The organism is Micromonospora auratinigra, from assembly GCF_900089595.1.
Taxonomy (GTDB): domain Bacteria; phylum Actinomycetota; class Actinomycetes; order Mycobacteriales; family Micromonosporaceae; genus Micromonospora; species Micromonospora auratinigra.
The window spans coordinates 6,213,072-6,229,499 of sequence record NZ_LT594323.1 but is presented as its reverse complement, the minus strand read 5'-3'; the positions used below and the strand labels follow the sequence as shown (position 1 = coordinate 6,229,499).

Genomic DNA, 16,428 nt, shown 5'->3' with positions numbered 1-16,428 from the left:
ACGTGACCCGGTACCGGTACCCGCCCGAGGCGCTGGCGGCAGCGGCGGCCCGCGCCCGCACCGTCACCGAGGTGCTGCGGCTGCTCGGCGTACGACCCAGTGGCGGCTCGCACGCGCACATCAGCCGGCAGCTCAACCGCTTCGGCATCGACACCTCCCACTTCAGTGGGCAGGCGCACAACAAGGGGCAGCGCGGCGGGCGGTTCGCGCCCAGCCACGGGACGGTGTCGAACATCCTGCGGCGGGCCGGGCTCCACACCGTCTCCGCGCGACGCTCTAGACTCGGCGAGTCGGCGGGAGTGGCGTAATAGGCAGGCGCGCGGGCCTTAGGTGCCCGTGTCCGAAAGGACGTGGGGGTTCGACTCCCCTCTCCCGCACCAGGCGGCTTGTCGTGAAGGTCACGAAGGTGGGTTCACGCCGCGCCGTTCGCGCAGGATGGCGGGCGTGGACCTGCGCTTCGTTCTCGATCCCGAGTTGACCCCGGCCCTGCACGAGCAACTCATCGACCTCTGGGTGGAGGTCACCAACGCCGGTGGCGCGGTCGGTTTCGTGGCCCCGGTGACCACCGCCGACGTCCGGCCCGTGGCGCAGCGGACGCTCGACGACGTCGCCGCCGGCCCGGACCGGTTGCTGGTCGGCTACGCGGGCGAGCGCCCGGTGGCCGTACTGGTCTTCGCCGACAACCGGTTCCACCTCAAGCCGCACTGGGGCACGCTGAAGCGGGTCATGGTCCACCCGGACACCCAGGGCCGGGGCTACGGGGCGGCCCTGATGCGCGAGGCGGCGCGCCGCGCGCCCGAGCTGGGCTGGTCGGCGCTGCACGTGACGGTCCGCGGCGGGCTGGGTCTGGAGGCGTTCTACGCGCGGCTGGGCTACCGGGAGGTCGGGCGGCTGCCGGGCGCGCTGCGGGTGGGCCCGGGCGACGACCGGGACGAGATCTTCATGTGGCGGGACCTGCCGGCCCGGGAGGCGTAGCGCTCGTCGCCGTGCGGGCGGGGCGCGTCGTCCGCTTCCGCCCCGGATCCGGAGCCCGCCGACGGGCCGCCGGAACACGACCGCAGGGGCGCGGATCAGGTCAGCCGCAGGTGGGGCGCGTCTGCGCGGCGACGGGCGGGGCGAGCGCCGCGTCCCTGACCTGCGGGGTGGTGCCGGGCGCCGCGACGGACGGGCGCGGGGAGGTCGTCGGGCCGGGCGTACGCGTCGGTGTGCGGCTGGGTGCCGCCGACCGGGTGGGGGTGGTGCTGCCGCCGTACATCCGGACCGTGCTGCGTTGCACCTGGCCGGGGCGGAGCCGGATGCCGGTGGCGACGGCCCGGTGGCCGGCGGTGTCGGTGACCCGCAGGGTGTACGGGCCGGGGCCGGCCCCGGAGTCGATGAGCCAGTAGTTGTAGTCCTGTCGGGTGGCGGCGCGCCAACCGGCGCCCTGGCGTACCTCGACGGAGCGCAGCGGGTTGCCGTGGTCGCCGACGAGGACGGCGAACCACCACTGCGAGGAGCCTTCCTTGATCCGGAAGGTGAGCGGTCCGGGCAGGGGCGGGTTCAGCACCGCGCGGTAGCGGACGTCGACGACGCCCCGGACGGGGTCGGCGATCCGGGCGAACGCCTCGGCGGAGAGGTCGAGGTGGCCGGGTTCGCACTCGGGGCACTGGTCCATGACGAGGACCCGGACGGTGCCCTTCGGGCCGGTGACGTCGAGGTAGCCACCGCAGGCGGCGCCGGCGGCGTACTCCTGGGGTCCGAGGGCGACGTAGTGCCGGTCGGCGGGTGGGGCGGGGCGGGAGCAGTTGCCGCCGCCACCCTGGGAGTCGTAGAAGGTGGCCTTGCCGGGGTGCGGGGCGGGGAGAGCGCGGGGTGCGGCGGCGCAGGCGGGGGCGGCGCCGCCGCGTACCGCGAGGGTGACGCCGAGCAGGGCGGCGAGCGCGGCGACGCCACCGGCGGCGAGCGCGCGGCGGGGTCGGCCGGGCGCGCGACGGCGGCCACGCCCACTGCGCCCGCCGGAACCGGCCGGACCGCCGGGGGCGGCCGGGCCGTCAGGAGCGGGCGGTACGGGTCGGGAGGCGCTGCCGGCGGTCACGCCGGTCGATGCTGCCGGACCGACGGGGTCGCGGACAAGCCCGGCGGGCGGTACGTGGGACGGCGCGGGTCAGGGGCGCCGGGCCTGGAGCAGGCCGCGGGCGGTGGCGGTGAGGGTGGCGAGTTCGGCGGCGTGCTCGGGCCGCTCCCGCAGGGCGTCCTCCAGCTTGACCCGCCAGAGGCCGGACTCGACCGGCAGCCGGGCGTCGCCCGCCCGGCGCAGCCGGTCCCGGGTGGCGGTGAGGGCCGCCTCGGTGGCGGGGCCGAACAGGGCGCCGAGTTCGGCGCGGAGCCAGTCGAAGAGCTGGTCGTCGGGGACGGCACCGGCGATGACCCGGGCCATGTCCCAGGCCGCCCGGGGGTGGTGGATCACCTGCATGGTGTCTCCTCTGGTCGACGTGCCGCTTCGGTCATCATCGATCAGCGGGGCCCCGGCCGCAATCCCCTCACCAGGCGATGCCGATGCCGTCGCCCGGGTACCAGTGCCGGGCGGGGGTCTCCCGGTAGGCGAGGAACCGCCGGCCGGTGCGTTCGGCGTGGGTGGCGAGGACGTCGGTGGCGGTGACGTTGTCGGTGAGCAGCATCGCGCCGGGGGCGAGCTTCGCCTCGATCTCGTCGAACTCGCTCCGCTCGTGCGCCCGGCTGTGGTCGCTGTCGTGCAGGAAGAGGTCGACCGGCCGGTCCAGGGCGCGGATCGAGGCGATCGAGTCGCCGACGACCAGGTCGACGACGTCGGCCCAGGGGGTGGCCCGGGCGAGGTAGCCGGCTTCGGGGTTGATGTCGAGGGAGGTGAGCCGGCCGGGGTGTCCCTCGGCGGCGTTGCGCAGCAGCGCGGCGGCCAGTACGCAGCTGCCGAGCCCCTTGTCGACGCCGGTCTCGACGACGTGGGCGGGCCGGCGGGCGCGCACGACGGCGTACCAGCCGATCCGGCGGGCGTAGCGGACCTGCCGGTCGGCGAGGCCCCGGCGGGCGGCGGTGGCGGTGGCGGTCTCGATGTGCCGGCGCATCTTCTCGTCGCCGTCCAGCTCGGCGAACCAGGCCCGCACCTGGGCGACGGGCGCGTCACAGGTGACGGCGACGAACCAGGCCAGGTGCTCACGGCTCAGTCGGGTCAGGTCGTAGGTGTAGTTGTGGTGTTCCCGGGAGGTGAACAGCCAGCGGGCGGAGGTGCGGAGCACCGTCGCGTCGTGCCGGGCGACCCGGGCCAGCCGCTTGGGGAAGGCGGCGACCGGCGCCAACGGGGTACGGGCGATGGCACGCCGGAGCTTCGTTGCGTCCACCTCTGCGGTTGTACCAGGTGCGGGGGTCGGGCGGCGAGGGTTCGTCAGCTCGCCGCGGTCGTACCGGCGTAGTCGACGGTGGTGGGCGCGGGTCGGCTGCGCTCGCGGCGCAGTCGGTGGGCCAGGATCGCGCCGAGCCCGACGGCGAGCAGCCCGTCGCAGACCAGGCTGACCAGGACGGCGCCCTGCCAGCCGTGGGTGGGGATCAGGAGCAGGCACAGGCCGACGTTCAGCACCGCGACGGCGACCTGCACGACGGTGCGGGCGCCCTGGGCACCGGCGCAGGTCAGCGTGTCGCCGATGACGTAGTGACAGCCCTTGACGATCAGCAGGAAGGACAGGGCCCGCAGCGCCGGCACCGACTCGGTGAACGAGTCGCCGAGCAGCGCGGGCACCAGGTCGGCGGCACCGAACATGCCCACCGTGCCGAGCAGGCAGTAGGCGGCGGCCGGCCGCAGGAGGCGGGCCCGGGCCACCGCGGCGACGGCGGTGACGCTGCCGTCGGCCCCGGCGCGCCACATCGCCGGTGACGCCGCGCCGAGCAGCGACCGCACCGGGGCGTACGACATGTCCACGACGCGGTAGGCGGCCGAGTAGATGCCGGTGGCCTCCAGGGTGGCGAAGCGTCCGAGCATCGCCTTGTCGACGTCGTTGTACACGGTGGTCGACGCCATGCCGACGGAGAAGAGCAGGCCGGTCCGCCACTCCTGGCGGTACCGGGCGAGCTGCGGTGGCGACCAGCCGAGCCGGCGGAGGACGAGCACCGTGAGGGCGAGGCAGACGAGGGCGGTGGAGACGGCGTACGAGACCGCCCACGAGGTGAGGTCGACGGTCCACGGCCCCAGCACCAGGGCGGCGAGGCCGAGGAGCCGGGCGGCCTGGAGGAGGACGGGCACCAGCGCGGACCAGTGCATGTGTTCCTGGGCGTGGAAGACCGCGCCCGCGGCTTCGGTCACCCGGGCGAGGACCAGATCCGTGATCCCGACGGCGGCGATGACCGCCACCGAGGTCGCTGCCGGGGCCACCCACCGGCCGGCCAGCGCCAGCAGGACCGCCAGGGTCGTCCCGGAGACCAGCACCAGGGTCACGCAGTTCGCCCACTGGACGGCGGCGGTTGCCGGCTGCTGCGCCACGTTGCGGACCAGCAGCAGGATCGTGCCGAGGCTGGAGAACGGCAGCAGCATGGACACCAGGGCGAGCACGGCGGCGCTCGCGCCGTAGTGGGCGGCGCCCAGGGTCCGGGCCAGCACCACGAAGTAGAGACCCTGCAGGGCGATGCGCCCGATCTGCCCGGCCAGGAGCACGGCTGTGTGCCGGCGCATCCGGCCGCGCCCCTCCCCCGTCATGCCGAGGAGTGTGCCACGGGGTGCGGGTGCGGTCGGTCCGGGGCGGCGACGGAGGGGCCGTCCCGGGGCGGTGGACTATGTTGTCGCCATGAAGCTCGCGGTCTGCACCGTGCCGGGTTCGCCAGAGGACGTGCAGGTCTGGTCGGGCACCCCGGCCCACTTCGTCCGGGCCCTGCGGCGGCACGGCCACGATCCGGTGACGGTCGGTCCGCTCGCCGCTCCCGCGTACCGGGCCGGGAAGTTGCTGTCGAGCGCCACGGACCGGCTGGGCGGCAAGCTCAACTGGGAGGCCGAGCCGGCGGTGCTGGCGCACTTCACCCGGGCGATGCGGCGTCGGTTGCGCGGCCACGACGTCGATCTGGTGCTGCTGATGGGTTGGTATCCGTGGGGGTTGGAGCCGTCCGATCCGCCCTGCGTCTACTGGGGCGACGCCACGGTGGGGCAGCGCATCGACCGGGCGCCGCACTGGTCGAACCTCGCCGACCGCACCCGTCGCCTGGCGGCGGACACCGAGGCCCGGGCGCTGCGCGAGCTGGCGGCGGTGCTGATGCCGTCGCGCTGGGCCCGCGAGGACGCCGTCGCGCGGTACGCGCTCGACCCGGCGCGGGTGTTCCGGGTGCCGTTCGGCGCCAACATCGACGACCCGGGGTTGCCCGCGCGCACGTCGCCGGGTGACCCGCTGCGGCTGCTCACCGTGGGGGTGAAGTGGCACCGCAAGGGCTTCGACACCGCGGTCGGGACGCTCGACGAGCTGGTCCGCGCGGGCGTCCCGGCCCACCTGGACGTCGTGGGCGCCACGCCGCCCGACGGCTCCTGGGAGCGCCCGTACGTCACCTATCACGGTTTCCTGTCCAAGCAGGACGGTCGGCAGCGCGAGCGGCTGGCCGCCCTGTACCGGCAGGCCGACCTCTTCCTGCTGCCGACCCGCAACGACCCGTTCCCGATGGTGCTCGGGGAGGCCGCGGCGTACGGGCTGCCGATCGTGGCGGCGGACGTGGGCGGGGTGCCGGACCGGGTCGGCGAGGGCGGGATCCTGCTGCCCGACGGCGCGCCGCCGTCCGCCTACGCGCAGGCGGTCCGGCGGGTGACGGCGCCGGAGCGGTACCCGGCCTTCAGTGCGGGCTCCCGGCGTGACTACCTGAGCCGCTCCAGCTGGGAGGCGAGCGCCGCCCGGGTGTTGGAGATCACCGAGGCGATCCTGGGGCGGCCGAGCATCCCCGCCGGCTGAGGTCCACCCAGGCCAGGCTGCCCGGCCCGCCGGGCGCCGATGCCGGGCCGGTGGTTTCGACCGGCCGGAAAGGGGGTACGCGAGCCGCAATCGGAATCGTTAGCATCGCGCCATGTCGAATCGCCGGCTGTACGCCGAACCGGAGACGCAGGGTCCCGACGCCGAGGATGCCCCGGAGCCGACGGGTGAGGCGGGTCGTCGCCGTCCCCGCTGGAAGCGGATCGTGCTGATCACACTGTTGGTGCTGGCGCTGGTGGGCGTCGGCGGCGTGGCTGCCGGCGCGTTCTACCTGCACTCGGTGGAGTCGGACATCGACCGGGTGCAGGCCTTCGCGGACGTGCCCCCGGCCGAGCGTCCGCAGGTGGTGGCGAAGGACGCGTCGAACATCCTGATCCTGGGCAGCGACTCCCGTGACCCGGAGGGCACGACGGGGTCGCGGACCGACACGATCATCCTGGCCCACCTGCCGAAGGGCCGGTCGAGCGCCCAGCTCATCTCCATCCCCCGCGACACCTGGGTGCCGGTCCCGCGTTCGAAGGACGGCAACCACGGCGGTCGCGACGCGAAGATCAACGCCGCCTACGCCTGGGGCGGGGTGCCGCTGATGGTGCAGACCACGGAGAAGTTCACCGGGGTACGGATCGACAACGTGATGATCATCGACTTCGCCGGGTTCAAGGAGATCATCGACGCCCTCGGCGGGGTGGACATCGCCGTCGAGAAGGACTTCACCTCCATCCACCCGCCGTTCCGCAGCTTCCACAAGGGGGTGCAGCGGATGGACGGCGAGACGGCGCTGGACTACTCGCGGCAGCGCAAGCAGTTCGCCGACGGCGACTTCGCCCGGATCCGGCACCAGCAGCAGGTCATCAAGGCGATCCTCGACAAGGCCGTGTCCGGCGGCATCGTGACCGACCCGGGCCGGCTGAACTCCTTCGTCAAGGCGGCGTCGGGGTCGGTCTCGGTCGACGAGGGGATGTCGCTGGTGGGGATGGCGACCGACCTGCGCAACCTGCGCAGCAGGAACCTGACCTTCATGACCAGCCCCACCAAGGGCACCGGTCGGGTCGGCAGCGAGAGCGTGGTCTTCGCCGCCACCGACGAGGCGCGGTCGTTCTACGACGCGGTACGCCGCGACGACGTGCCGCGGATCCTGGCTGCCGGAAAGTAGGAGCGATTCCGACCCGCCGGCCGTGGTGAGCAGGGGGCACGGATCGTATCGTCCGTTCGCCTCGTCGCACGCCACGGGCGGCCGGGTCTTCACGGGGAGAGGACAACCATGCCAGGGCACTCGGCAACGAGCGGCCACCAACTGGTCAGACAACCGGATGACCGGCCGGCGGTGACCGAGCCGGTCGGCGCCGGATCGGACCGCTGGTTCGCGCCGTCCCCGCGCGTGTCCGCCGTGGACCGTCCCGCCGGCGCTCCGGTGCCCGATCCGGCGTCGCGCTGGCGGCCGGACGTCACCGCCGTGCTGCCGTACGCCGGTTCCCGGGCCTCCTCCCGCACCCGCTGGCTGCGCGGCTGGATGGTGACGGCGCCGGTCGACGTCGCCGCGCTGCTGACCCCGCTGCTGGTCACGCAGCACTTCTGGCGCGGCACCCTGGCCATGGCGGCGCTGACCGTGGCCGTCTTCGCCGCCGGCGGGCTCTACCAGGCGCGCCGGCACGTCAGCATCCTCGACGAGTTGCCGAGCCTCTGCGGTCGACTGCTGGCGGCCGCGGCGGTGGTGGCGATCATCGCCGCGCTGCGGCACGAGTCCGAGGGGTACGTCTTCAGCTACCTGCGCGGGGTGGCGGTCGCGGCGGGGCTCGTCATCGTGGGGCGGTTCGTCACCCGGCAGCTCACCATCACCGCCCGGCGACGCCGGTGGGTGGAGCACAACGCGATCATCATCGGCAGTGGGCCGACCGCGTTGGAACTGGCCCGCGTGCTGCGCCGGTACCCGCAGTACGGCCTGCGTTTCGTCGGCTGCGTCGACATGTCGTCGCAGTCGGGGCCGTTGAGCCCGCCCCTGATCGGCAGCCCCGACCAGCTCGGGCAGCTGGTGCGCCTGCTGGAGTGCGACGTCCTGCTCGTCGCCGACCCGGACTGCTCGGAGTCGTTCCTGATGGAGATCCTGCGGGAGCCGGCCATCGGGAGCTGTGACCTGTGGGCGGTGCCCCAGCTGTGGGGTTCCCGCTCGCACGGCGACCACATCGGCGCGATCCCGGTCGTCAAGATCGGCCGGACGACCCTCTCCGGTCCCCGGTGGGCGCTCAAGCGACTCTCCGACATCCTGTTCGCCACGGTGGCCCTGCTCCTGCTGAGCCCGGTGCTGCTGCTCTGCGCCGTCGCGACCTTCATCGACGGCGGCCCCGGCATCTTCTTCCACCAGGAGCGCGTCGGCCGCAACGGCAAGCCGTTCCGGATCGTGAAGTTCCGCTCGATGCGGCCGGTCGACGAGCAGGAGTCCCGGACCAACTGGTCGATCGCGCACGACCAGCGGGTGGGCCGGATCGGCCGGATCCTGCGCCGCACCTCCCTGGACGAGCTGCCGCAGCTGTGGAACATCCTGCGCGGGGACATGAGCGTCGTCGGCCCGCGACCGGAGCGGCCCCACTTCGTGGAGAAGTTCTCCGCCGAGTACCCCACCTACGCGATGCGCCACCGCGTCCCGGTGGGCCTGACCGGCCTGGCGCAGGTCAGTGGCCTGCGCGGGGACACCCCCATCTCGGACCGGGCCCGCTTCGACAACTACTACATCGAGAACTGGTCGCTCTGGCTGGACGCGAAGGTGCTGCTGCGCACCGTCACGGAGGTCGTCCGCGGCGGTGGCCGCTGAGCCCCCGCGGTACGCCACCGCCCCGCACGCTGTTCGCAAGCCCCGACAGATGGAGTAGTTGATGCCGGACGTGTCGGTCGTCATCCCGACCACGGGTCGACCCAGCCTCACCGAGGCGGTGCTGTCCGCGCGGGCCCAACGCGGCGTCTCCGTGCACATCGTGGTGGTGTGCGACCTCGCCGAGGTGCCGCAGACCGTACGCGAGCTGGGTGAGCACATCGACGAGGTGGTCTGCACCGGGGGCGGCCGGCGCGGCTCGTACGCGCGCAACCTCGGGGTGGCGCACGCCGCCCCGGGCAGCCACGTCGCGTTCCTGGACGACGACGACGCCTGGCTGCCGGAGAAGCTCTCCCTGCAGCTGCCGGTGCTGGAACGGCTGGTCGAGGCGGGGGTCCGCCCGGTCGTGTCGTCCCGGATCCTGCAACGCAAGGCCGGTGCGCCACCCCTGCCGACGCCCAGCCCCGCGGCCCTGATCCCGGACGGCGCGCGGCCGGAGGACTACCTGTTCCGCCGCCGCCGACCCGGGGTCGGCCGGCAGACGCTGCCCACCTCCACCCTGTTGACCACGCACGAGCTGGCCACCGCCTGCCGGTGGGACGAGACCCTGCCCCGGCACCAGGACTGGGACTGGCTGATCCGGGCCGCCCGCCTGCCGGGCACCCGGATCGTCCAGATCGAGGAGGCCACCGCCGTCTACACCGTGGGCAGCCCGGGCTCCATCTCCGCCGGGGCCGACTGGCGTACGTCGTGGGAGTGGGCCCGGCGCTGGGAGGGGGTCTGGCGCCCGGAGACCTTCGCCGACTTCGTCACCGCGCAGACCCTGCGCTACGCGTTGCAGGCCCGCGACGGGCAGGGGGTACGCGAGATGCTGCGGGTGATCCGTCGGACCTCGCCGCCGTCGGCGCGCAACGCCACGCTGGCGGTGCTCGGTCTGCTCCCCCGCCGCACCCTGGAACGGGTGGCGATGCGCCGCTCTCGGGTGGACACCGGCACGGGCGGGCCCGCCTGATGCGCGTGCACTTCGTCCTGCCGCAGCTGGAGCCGTGCTACGGCATGGAGCGCGCCGCCGTGCTCCTGCTGCGGGCGTTGGCGGCGAGCGGGGTGGCGGTGTCCGCGACGGTGCTCTCCGGGGGCGTGCCGGCCGACCTCGACGACCTCCCCGTCGACCGGCTCGACCTGGGTTCCCGGATCACCCGCCTGGTGGAGGCGGTGCCACCGCTGCGCCGCCGGTTGCGGAGCCTGCCGGCCGACACCGAGATCGTCGCGAGTGGACTGTGGGCCGCGGTGCCGGTCGGCGCCGCCCTCGCCGGTTCCGGTCGGACCTTCGTCGCCTGGGAACACTCGCTGCTCGGGGAACGCCTCGCGTACGACCGGCGGGTGCGGGTGCTCGCCCGCTCGGGTGGGCTCGCGCCGCTGCGCCCCCGACTCGTGGTGGCCGTGTCCGAGGGTGTCGCCGGCACCGTACGCCGGCTGCGGCCCGGGCAGCGGGTCGTCACCATCGCCAATCCGGTGCCACCGGCGGACTTCGTACCGCCCCGACCGGTCGCCGACCCGGAGCGGGTCCGGTTGGTGTCGACCGGCGCGTTGCGGCCGGTGAAGAACCATTCCTGCGCCCTGGCCGCGCTGGCCCTGCTGCCGGCGAGCCACCACCTGGCCCTCGCCGGTGACGGCGAGGAACGTGGGCTCCTGGAGGAACGGGCGCGAGAGCTCGGGCTGACCGGGCGGGTCACCTTCCTCGGCCGTCTGCCCGGGGTGGCCGGGCTGCTGGCGGAGGCCGACCTGCTCGTGCACCCCTCCCGTGCCGAGACGTTCGGCTTCAGTCTGGTGGAGGCGGCGCAGGCCGGGCTGCCGGTCGCCGCGCTGCCGGTGCCCGCTCTCGACGAGCTGGTCCCGGCGCTCGTGCCCGGGGCCCTGGCGGCGGCCCCCACCCCGGCCGCCCTCGCCGCGGCGATCCTGCGGATGACCGGCCGGGAACGGCCCACCGACGGCGACTTCGAGAAGGCCTGGCGGGCCCGGCGCGAGACGTTCGATCCGGCGCAGGTGAGTCGACGGTGGGCGGAGACGTTGTGGGGCTGAGCCGTCCACTATCCTCCACCGGTGCCGGGCGACCGGAATCTTGCGCGTGGCCGCGCACGACCGACCGAGAGGGTCTGAGGTGACAACGCTCTTCGGCGTCCTGTTGAGTGCCGGTGGCATCGCGGTGGCCGGGTGGCTGTTCCGCGCGCGGCGCGACGTCGCCGCCTCCTTCGGCGGCGGCGGGACGGCCGTCGCGCTGATCGCGTTCGCGGTGCTCGCGAACGCGGCACCGGTACTCGCCGGGGAACGGTCGTCGGCCGTCATCGGCGTCCTGGTGGTGGGGCTGCTCGGCTGGGCGCTGGTGAGCCGGCGGCGGCGACCGCACGGGGAACCCGACACCTGGCAGTGGGTGGTCCCGGCGATCGCCGCGGCGCTCCTGCTCTGGTGCTTCGGTGTGGACCTGCTCTCCGGCGACGGCCTGTACGGCTCCCGGCTGCCGGCGTACGTGGCGTCCGGTCTGCTGCTGGTGGTGGTCTGGTTGCTGCCGACCGGCGGCGTGCTGGGCACCCGCGCCGTCGCGTTCACCGGGCTGGCCGTGCTCGCGCTGCTCACCATCCCCACCCTCGCCTACGCCGACGCCTGGCGCGCCTGCACCACCGGCAAGCTGGAGAAGTGCTCGCTGGCCGGCGGCCTGTTCCAGAGCTTCTACAGTTCCGAGAACTACGTCGCGCTGATCGCGTCGTTCACCCTGGTCGCCGTGCTCTGCGCGATGCGCGGGCGGGAACTGCTGGCGGGGGCCGCGTTCTGCGCCGTGGTCATCGTGGCGACCGGTGCCCGCACCAGCCTCATCGCGCTCGCGGCGGTGGGCGTCTGGATCGTCGGCGCCCTCGTCCTGGAGCGGCGGCGGGCGTTCCGGCAACTCCCCTGGGCGCTCTGCGTCGCCCTGGTCGTCGGCGCGTTGGCCGCCGCCTCATACCTGACCTGGAGCGCGACGCCGACGACGTTGAGCAACCGGGGCAACATCTGGGTGACGGCCCGGGAGCACATCGCCGGCCGGGAGGCCGTCGGTGCCGGCGTCTCGAAGTGGTACCAGCTGCGCGACCTCGGTGAGGCGCCGCAGCACTTCTTCCACTCGGTGTACGTGCTGCTGCTCTTCTCCGGTGGACTGGTCGCGCTGGCCCTGCTCGGCTGCTGGCTGGTCACGCTGCTGCGCCGGCCGGTCGACGACGGGCGGGCCTTCACCGCGAAGGCACCGCTGGTGCTCTTCGTCATCTACTCCTTCACCGAGGTGGTCTGGAACCCGCTGTCGGTGGACGGACTCACCTGGATCACGGTCCTGCTGATGATGACCCGGCTCTCCGCCGCGCCCGGTACTGCCGTACGGGCCGACGGGTCCGCGCCGGCGACCGAGCGGCCGGAGCAGCCGGCCGCCACCCCGGGCCCGGTCGGCGGGCGCGACGGCGGGGCCGTCGCCCCTGCCCACGGCTGAACAGCGCCGGCCGGTGACCGCCGGGAACGGGTCGTACCTCGCCGCGCCGACCGGTGACGGGCGCAGACCGGCGAGCGTGGCCGCCGCCGGGCCGGCGGGCGAGCGGGTCGGGCCCGGGCCGGACGGGGGTCCCGGCGGGCGTTTCCGGCCGGACATCCAGGGGCTGCGCGCCTTCGCGGTCGTGGTGGTGATCCTCGAACACGTCCTGCACGCGCCGGCGGGCGGGTTCCTGGGCGTCGACGTCTTCTTCGTCATCTCCGGCTTCCTGATCACCGGCCTGCTGCTCGCCGAGCACGAGCGGGCCGGGCGGATCTCCCTCACCGCCTTCTACCGCCGGCGGATCCGACGGATCCTGCCGATGGCGATGCTGGTCCTGGTCTGCACGTACCTCGCGTCGTCGTTGCTGTTCCTCGGCGAGCGGGTCCGGACGACGGCGTGGGACACGCTGTGGGCGGCGCTCTTCGCGGCGAACTGGCGGTTCGCCGCCACCGGCACCGACTACTGGGCGACCGACGGGCCGGTCTCGCCGCTGCGGCACTACTGGTCGCTGGCGGTGGAGGAACAGTTCTACCTCGTCTGGCCGGTGCTGCTGCTGGTGGTGCTGGGCCTGGCCGCGACGTGGGGCCGGGCGGGGCACCGGTCCCGGTGGGCGGTCGGGGCGCTGCTGGGGCTCGTCGTCCTGGCTTCGGTCGCGCTCGCCCTGCGCGAGGCGTCCGACCAGCCGACGACCGCCTACTTCTCGACCTTCGCCCGGGCCTGGGAGCTGGGGGTGGGCGCCCTGCTGGCGGTGGCGGCGCCCCTGCTGGCACGGATCCCGGCGGCGGCCCGTCCCGCGTACCAGTGGCTGGGGCTGGCCGGTCTGGTCGTCTCGGTCCTCGTGATCGACGCGCGGACCCCGTTCCCGGCGCCGGGTGCCTTTCTGCCGGTGATCTCGACGGCGCTGGTCATCGCCGGGGGCGTGGGCGGATCCCGGCGGCTGTTCCCGTTGACCAGTCCCGCCGCCCGGTACCTGGGGGACATCTCCTACTCGCTCTACCTCTGGCACTTCCCGCTGCTGGTGCTCCTCGACGCCGCGCTGCCCGGCACCGGGCTCGCCGGCGCGGTGCTGGTCCTCGCGCTCACCGTCCTGCTGTCGTCGCTGTCGTACCACCTGGTGGAGGACCCGATCCGCCGGGCCGCGCGAGGGCGGCGGGTGCGTACCGGGTGGTTCGCCGCGCTGCTGGCGGCGGCCGCGACGGTCGCGACGGCCACCGTCGTCGCGGTCGGCTCGCCGGCACCGCCGCGGCGGCCGGCGACGCAGGCGGTCGGCGACGAGAACGAGTTGACCGGGCAGATCCGGGCGGCGCTGGCCGCCACCGACTGGCCGCTGCTCGTGCCCTCGGTGGGGCGGCTGGGGGAACTCGGCTTCACCCGCGGGGACGCCCGGGGGTGCCGGCCGGCGGTGCCGGACGGCAACGACTGCACGCTGCGCGGACCCCGGCCCGCCAAGGTGGCCGTCGTGGTCGGGGATTCCATCGCGGCCGCCTGGCTGCCCTCGGTGCGGGCCGTGCTGGAGCCGGCGGGGTGGGTCGTGCGGGACCTGACCTACGCCGGCTGCCCCTTCCTCGCCTCGGACACCGTCTCCCCGATCGACCGCATCACCCGGGCCTGCCCCGGTCACCGCCGGACCGTGCGGGCCTTCCTGCGGTCGGTCCGGCCCGATCTCGTGGTCGTCAGCAACGCCTACCGGCAGCGGTTCACCGCCACCGGCGGGAACCCGTCCCTGGCCGAGTGGGAGCGCGCGGCCCGGGCCGCCCGCGCCGAGTGGCTGGCGGACGCGGGGAAGGTGGTGGACCTCCAGCCGCCGCCCGTCGGCGCGGACCCGAAGGACTGCATCACCCGGCTCTCCTCACCCGGTGACTGCGTCTCGACGACCTCCGCCGAGCACCAGACGTACGGTCAGGCCGAGCAGCGCGTCTGGGCCGGGCGGGGCTCCTGGCGGGTGCCCACGACGGACTGGTTCTGCCTGTCCGGGCGGTGCCCGATCTTCGTCGGCGGGGTCATCGTGCGACGCGACGCCAACCACATCACCGCCGAGTACGCCGAGAAGCTGGCGCCGCTGCTGCGCGACGCGCTGACCCCGGTCCTGGCGGCCCCGCCGGACTGAGCCGGCTCACTCCCGCGGCGTGCCGACCCGGCGCGACCGGACGAGGAGCACGACGATCAGGGCCAGCGCCGCCACCAGCACCACACCGGCGGCGATGACCAGCGCCAGCGCCCAGCCGGGCAGGGACGACGAGGACTCGGCCTTTCCGCCGCTGAACACCGCCGCGTCCAGGTACGCCCGGGCCAGCACGTTGGCCGGCGAGCCCTGCACCACCTGGTTCAGCCGGGACACGGCGGTCGAGTGGTCGCCCGCGAAGTAGGCGGCCAGGCCGCTGCGGTAGAGCTTGTCGCTCTCGCCGAGCGCGTTCGCGCTCCCCGCCGCGTCGAGCAGCCCGGTCATCGTCGACACCGGCATCACCAGACTGTTTCCCTTGCCGGGCTGCGCGGGATCGCTGTCGAGCATGCCGACCACCCGGCCCTGGAGGTCGACGGCGACGCCCCCACGCGAGTACGAGCCGACGTCCTGGCTGATCCGGTAGACGGACAGCTGGTTGTCCACCTCGGTGACGCTGACCGGCTTGGAGAGCACGGTGTAGGCGGCGGTGCGGTAGTTCGTGTCGGTGGTGCCGTACCCGAGGGCCAGCAGGGAGGTGCCCGGGGTGATCGTGGCGGAGGGGTTCAGCTCGGCGGCGGGCAGACCCGACTGGTCGAGCTTGACGAGGGTGACGTCGCCCTCGGCGACGCCCAGCGAGCGGACCACCGTGCCCGGGATCGCCGGGCTGTCGGTGAGGTAGCCCTTGGCGGTGTTCAGTTGGCCGTACAGCTTGGCCTCGGGTTCCGTGCCGGGCTGGGGGCCGGTGACGACGGCGGTGGCCGCGCGGGCCCGGGTGAAGGCGCTGACCTCGGAGGCCTTCAGCCTGCCCTTGCCCACCAGTTCGTTGGCCACCGCGATGAGCGCGGTGGCGACCAGGGTCTCCGGGGTGGGTCGCACGCAGTGGGTGCTGGTGAGCACCTGCCCGTCGTGGTTGACCACCACCCCGCTGCACCGGCGGCTCAGGGTGACCGGCTCGGGGTGCAGCAGGGCGTTGCCCTGCTTGCTGCGCACGTAGCCGGTGATGACGGCCTCCATGAACACCATGGACGGTCCGACGGTGGCGAGCGCCCGCTCCTCCTGGCTGCGCGGTGCGGCCTGCGCCCAGGGCATCAGGCCGGGGGCGAGGGCGGTGCCGTCGGGGCCGGCCGGGCCGGCGCCGGTCGGGGCGGGACGGGGGCGGTCCGGCTTCCCGGCCGAGATGGCCCAGAAGCCCGCGCCGCCGGCGAGGACGGCCACCAGGAGCAGCGCGGAGAGGGCCGCCCAGAGTCCGGTCCGGGGCGCCGAGGGCTCGGACGGCCGGATCCGGCGTACCGGCGAGCTGAACGGGTCCGGCGGCGGCGTCCCGGTCGTCGCCGGGCCGTACGTGGTCGGGGTGGCGACCGGCTGCGGGGCCGGGGCGGTCGTGCCGGACGCCGCCGACGAGACCTGACCCTGCGGTGGGGCCGCCTGCGCGTGCATCGCCCAGGGCAGCGGCACCGCGGAGGTGGGCGTGGTGCCGGAGGTGGGGACGCCGGAGACCGGCTCCGGCGGTTCGGCGACGGTGCCGGTCTCGGGGACCAGGATCTCCGCCTCGGCCTCGGCCGGGTGCAGGTCCATGCCGAGGGTCTGGAAGAGCCGCTGCGCGCCCATCCCCTCCTCGGCCGGGTAGGCCGCCCACGGCTTCGCGGCGTCGAGGTCGGCGTTGACGTAGCGCTGGCCGCCGGGGGTGAGCGCCATGGCGTTGGCGGCGTTGGCGAAGGCCTGCCGCCAGGGCAGGTCGCTCGCGGCGGCGCCCTCGAGCACCGCCACCGTCACCAGCCGGTCCTGGCCGTCGATGGCCCACCACGCCGTGCCCACCTGGCAGACGCCGAGCGCCTCGGTGAACCTGTACGGACCGACCGGCTGCATGCCCACCACTCCTCTGTTCCTCCGCCGTGCGGATAGTACAGAGGCGGTGCCCACGCGGTGCCCGCGCGGGCGGCCCCGACCAGGGAGACTCCCTTGTGGAGCGGGG

14 protein-coding genes and 1 tRNA gene are annotated in these 16,428 nt (G+C 74.5%); 10 read left to right on the top strand and 5 right to left on the bottom strand.

The features are described from left to right. Positions 1 to 2 precede the first annotated feature (2 nt). The 3 genes from GA0070611_RS28515 (at position 3) to GA0070611_RS28505 (ending at position 975) form a co-directional block, all read left to right on the top strand. Positions 3 to 308: a hypothetical protein gene (locus GA0070611_RS28515; protein WP_091671312.1), complete on the top strand. Its 306-nt coding sequence runs from the start codon at positions 3 to 5 to the stop codon at positions 306 to 308. Next, positions 294 to 380: transfer RNA gene (locus tag GA0070611_RS28510), tRNA-Leu, on the top strand. The genes GA0070611_RS28515 and GA0070611_RS28510 overlap by 15 nt, the downstream gene beginning before the upstream one ends. Positions 381 to 444: 64 nt before the next feature. Further along, a complete protein-coding gene (locus tag GA0070611_RS28505) occupies positions 445 to 975 on the top strand; it encodes a GNAT family N-acetyltransferase (protein WP_091673576.1) in 531 nt (176 codons plus the stop codon). Between the two features lie 100 nt (positions 976 to 1,075). On the opposite strand, the gene GA0070611_RS28500 is transcribed toward GA0070611_RS28505, so the two are convergent. The 4 genes from GA0070611_RS28500 to GA0070611_RS28485 form a co-directional block, all read right to left on the bottom strand. After that, positions 1,076 to 2,074, bottom strand: coding sequence for an expansin EXLX1 family cellulose-binding protein (locus tag GA0070611_RS28500; RefSeq protein ID WP_091671309.1), 999 nt, complete (start codon positions 2,072 to 2,074; stop codon positions 1,076 to 1,078). Between the two features lie 69 nt (positions 2,075 to 2,143). Then, complete coding sequence (locus GA0070611_RS28495) at positions 2,144 to 2,452, bottom strand: hypothetical protein (RefSeq protein ID WP_091671307.1); 309 nt, start codon at positions 2,450 to 2,452, stop codon at positions 2,144 to 2,146. A gap of 67 nt (positions 2,453 to 2,519) precedes the next feature. After that, positions 2,520 to 3,353, bottom strand: coding sequence for a class I SAM-dependent methyltransferase (locus GA0070611_RS28490; protein ID WP_091671305.1), 834 nt, complete (start codon positions 3,351 to 3,353; stop codon positions 2,520 to 2,522). 44 nt (positions 3,354 to 3,397) lie between these two features. Beyond that, the gene (locus GA0070611_RS28485; RefSeq protein ID WP_091671302.1) at positions 3,398 to 4,699 is read right to left on the bottom strand and encodes a lipopolysaccharide biosynthesis protein; all 1,302 of its coding nucleotides are present in this window, start codon (positions 4,697 to 4,699) and stop codon (positions 3,398 to 3,400) included. 88 nt (positions 4,700 to 4,787) lie between these two features. Here GA0070611_RS28485 and GA0070611_RS31215 point away from each other — a divergent pair, with 88 nt between their 5' ends. From GA0070611_RS31215 to GA0070611_RS31420, 7 genes are all read left to right on the top strand, one after another. Then, a complete protein-coding gene (locus GA0070611_RS31215) occupies positions 4,788 to 5,927 on the top strand; it encodes a glycosyltransferase family 4 protein (RefSeq protein WP_167604476.1) in 1,140 nt (379 codons plus the stop codon). Between the two features lie 112 nt (positions 5,928 to 6,039). Next, positions 6,040 to 7,098, top strand: coding sequence for an LCP family protein (locus GA0070611_RS28475; RefSeq protein WP_091671299.1), 1,059 nt, complete (start codon positions 6,040 to 6,042; stop codon positions 7,096 to 7,098). Between the two features lie 234 nt (positions 7,099 to 7,332). Then, positions 7,333 to 8,751 (top strand): sugar transferase, encoded by a 1,419-nt coding sequence (locus GA0070611_RS28470; RefSeq protein ID WP_231921252.1) that lies wholly within the window; start codon positions 7,333 to 7,335, stop codon positions 8,749 to 8,751. A 61-nt stretch (positions 8,752 to 8,812) separates the two neighbouring features. Continuing rightward, positions 8,813 to 9,760 (top strand): glycosyltransferase family 2 protein, encoded by a 948-nt coding sequence (locus GA0070611_RS28465; RefSeq protein ID WP_091671293.1) that lies wholly within the window; start codon positions 8,813 to 8,815, stop codon positions 9,758 to 9,760. Next, on the top strand, positions 9,760 to 10,827 hold the full coding sequence (locus GA0070611_RS28460) for a glycosyltransferase (RefSeq protein WP_091671290.1): 1,068 nt from the start codon (positions 9,760 to 9,762) through the stop codon (positions 10,825 to 10,827). Before GA0070611_RS28465 ends, GA0070611_RS28460 begins: the two co-directional genes overlap by 1 nt. A 79-nt stretch (positions 10,828 to 10,906) precedes the next feature. Next, entirely contained in the window at positions 10,907 to 12,256 is a 1,350-nt protein-coding gene (locus GA0070611_RS28455; protein WP_091671287.1) for an O-antigen ligase family protein, read from the top strand. Positions 12,257 to 12,269: 13 nt separating this feature from the next. Further along, positions 12,270 to 14,402 (top strand): acyltransferase family protein, encoded by a 2,133-nt coding sequence (locus GA0070611_RS31420; RefSeq protein ID WP_091671284.1) that lies wholly within the window; start codon positions 12,270 to 12,272, stop codon positions 14,400 to 14,402. A 6-nt stretch (positions 14,403 to 14,408) separates the two neighbouring features. Here the strand turns inward: GA0070611_RS31420 and GA0070611_RS28445 are convergent, their stop codons facing one another. Next, complete coding sequence (locus GA0070611_RS28445; RefSeq protein WP_157740407.1) at positions 14,409 to 16,322, bottom strand: S1 family peptidase; 1,914 nt, start codon at positions 16,320 to 16,322, stop codon at positions 14,409 to 14,411. Positions 16,323 to 16,428 lie beyond the last annotated feature (106 nt).

Coding starts and splice junctions, on each gene's coding strand:
- GA0070611_RS31215 (WP_167604476.1), top strand. CDS start 4,788: ATGAAGCTCGCGGTCTGCACCGTGCCGGGTTCGCCAGAGGACGTGCAG.
- GA0070611_RS28460 (WP_091671290.1), top strand. CDS start 9,760: ATGCGCGTGCACTTCGTCCTGCCGCAGCTGGAGCCGTGCTACGGCATG.
- GA0070611_RS28475 (WP_091671299.1), top strand. CDS start 6,040: ATGTCGAATCGCCGGCTGTACGCCGAACCGGAGACGCAGGGTCCCGAC.
- GA0070611_RS28495 (WP_091671307.1), bottom strand. CDS start 2,452: ATGCAGGTGATCCACCACCCCCGGGCGGCCTGGGACATGGCCCGGGTC.
- GA0070611_RS28445 (WP_157740407.1), bottom strand. CDS start 16,322: ATGCAGCCGGTCGGTCCGTACAGGTTCACCGAGGCGCTCGGCGTCTGC.
- GA0070611_RS28485 (WP_091671302.1), bottom strand. CDS start 4,699: ATGACGGGGGAGGGGCGCGGCCGGATGCGCCGGCACACAGCCGTGCTC.
- GA0070611_RS28465 (WP_091671293.1), top strand. CDS start 8,813: ATGCCGGACGTGTCGGTCGTCATCCCGACCACGGGTCGACCCAGCCTC.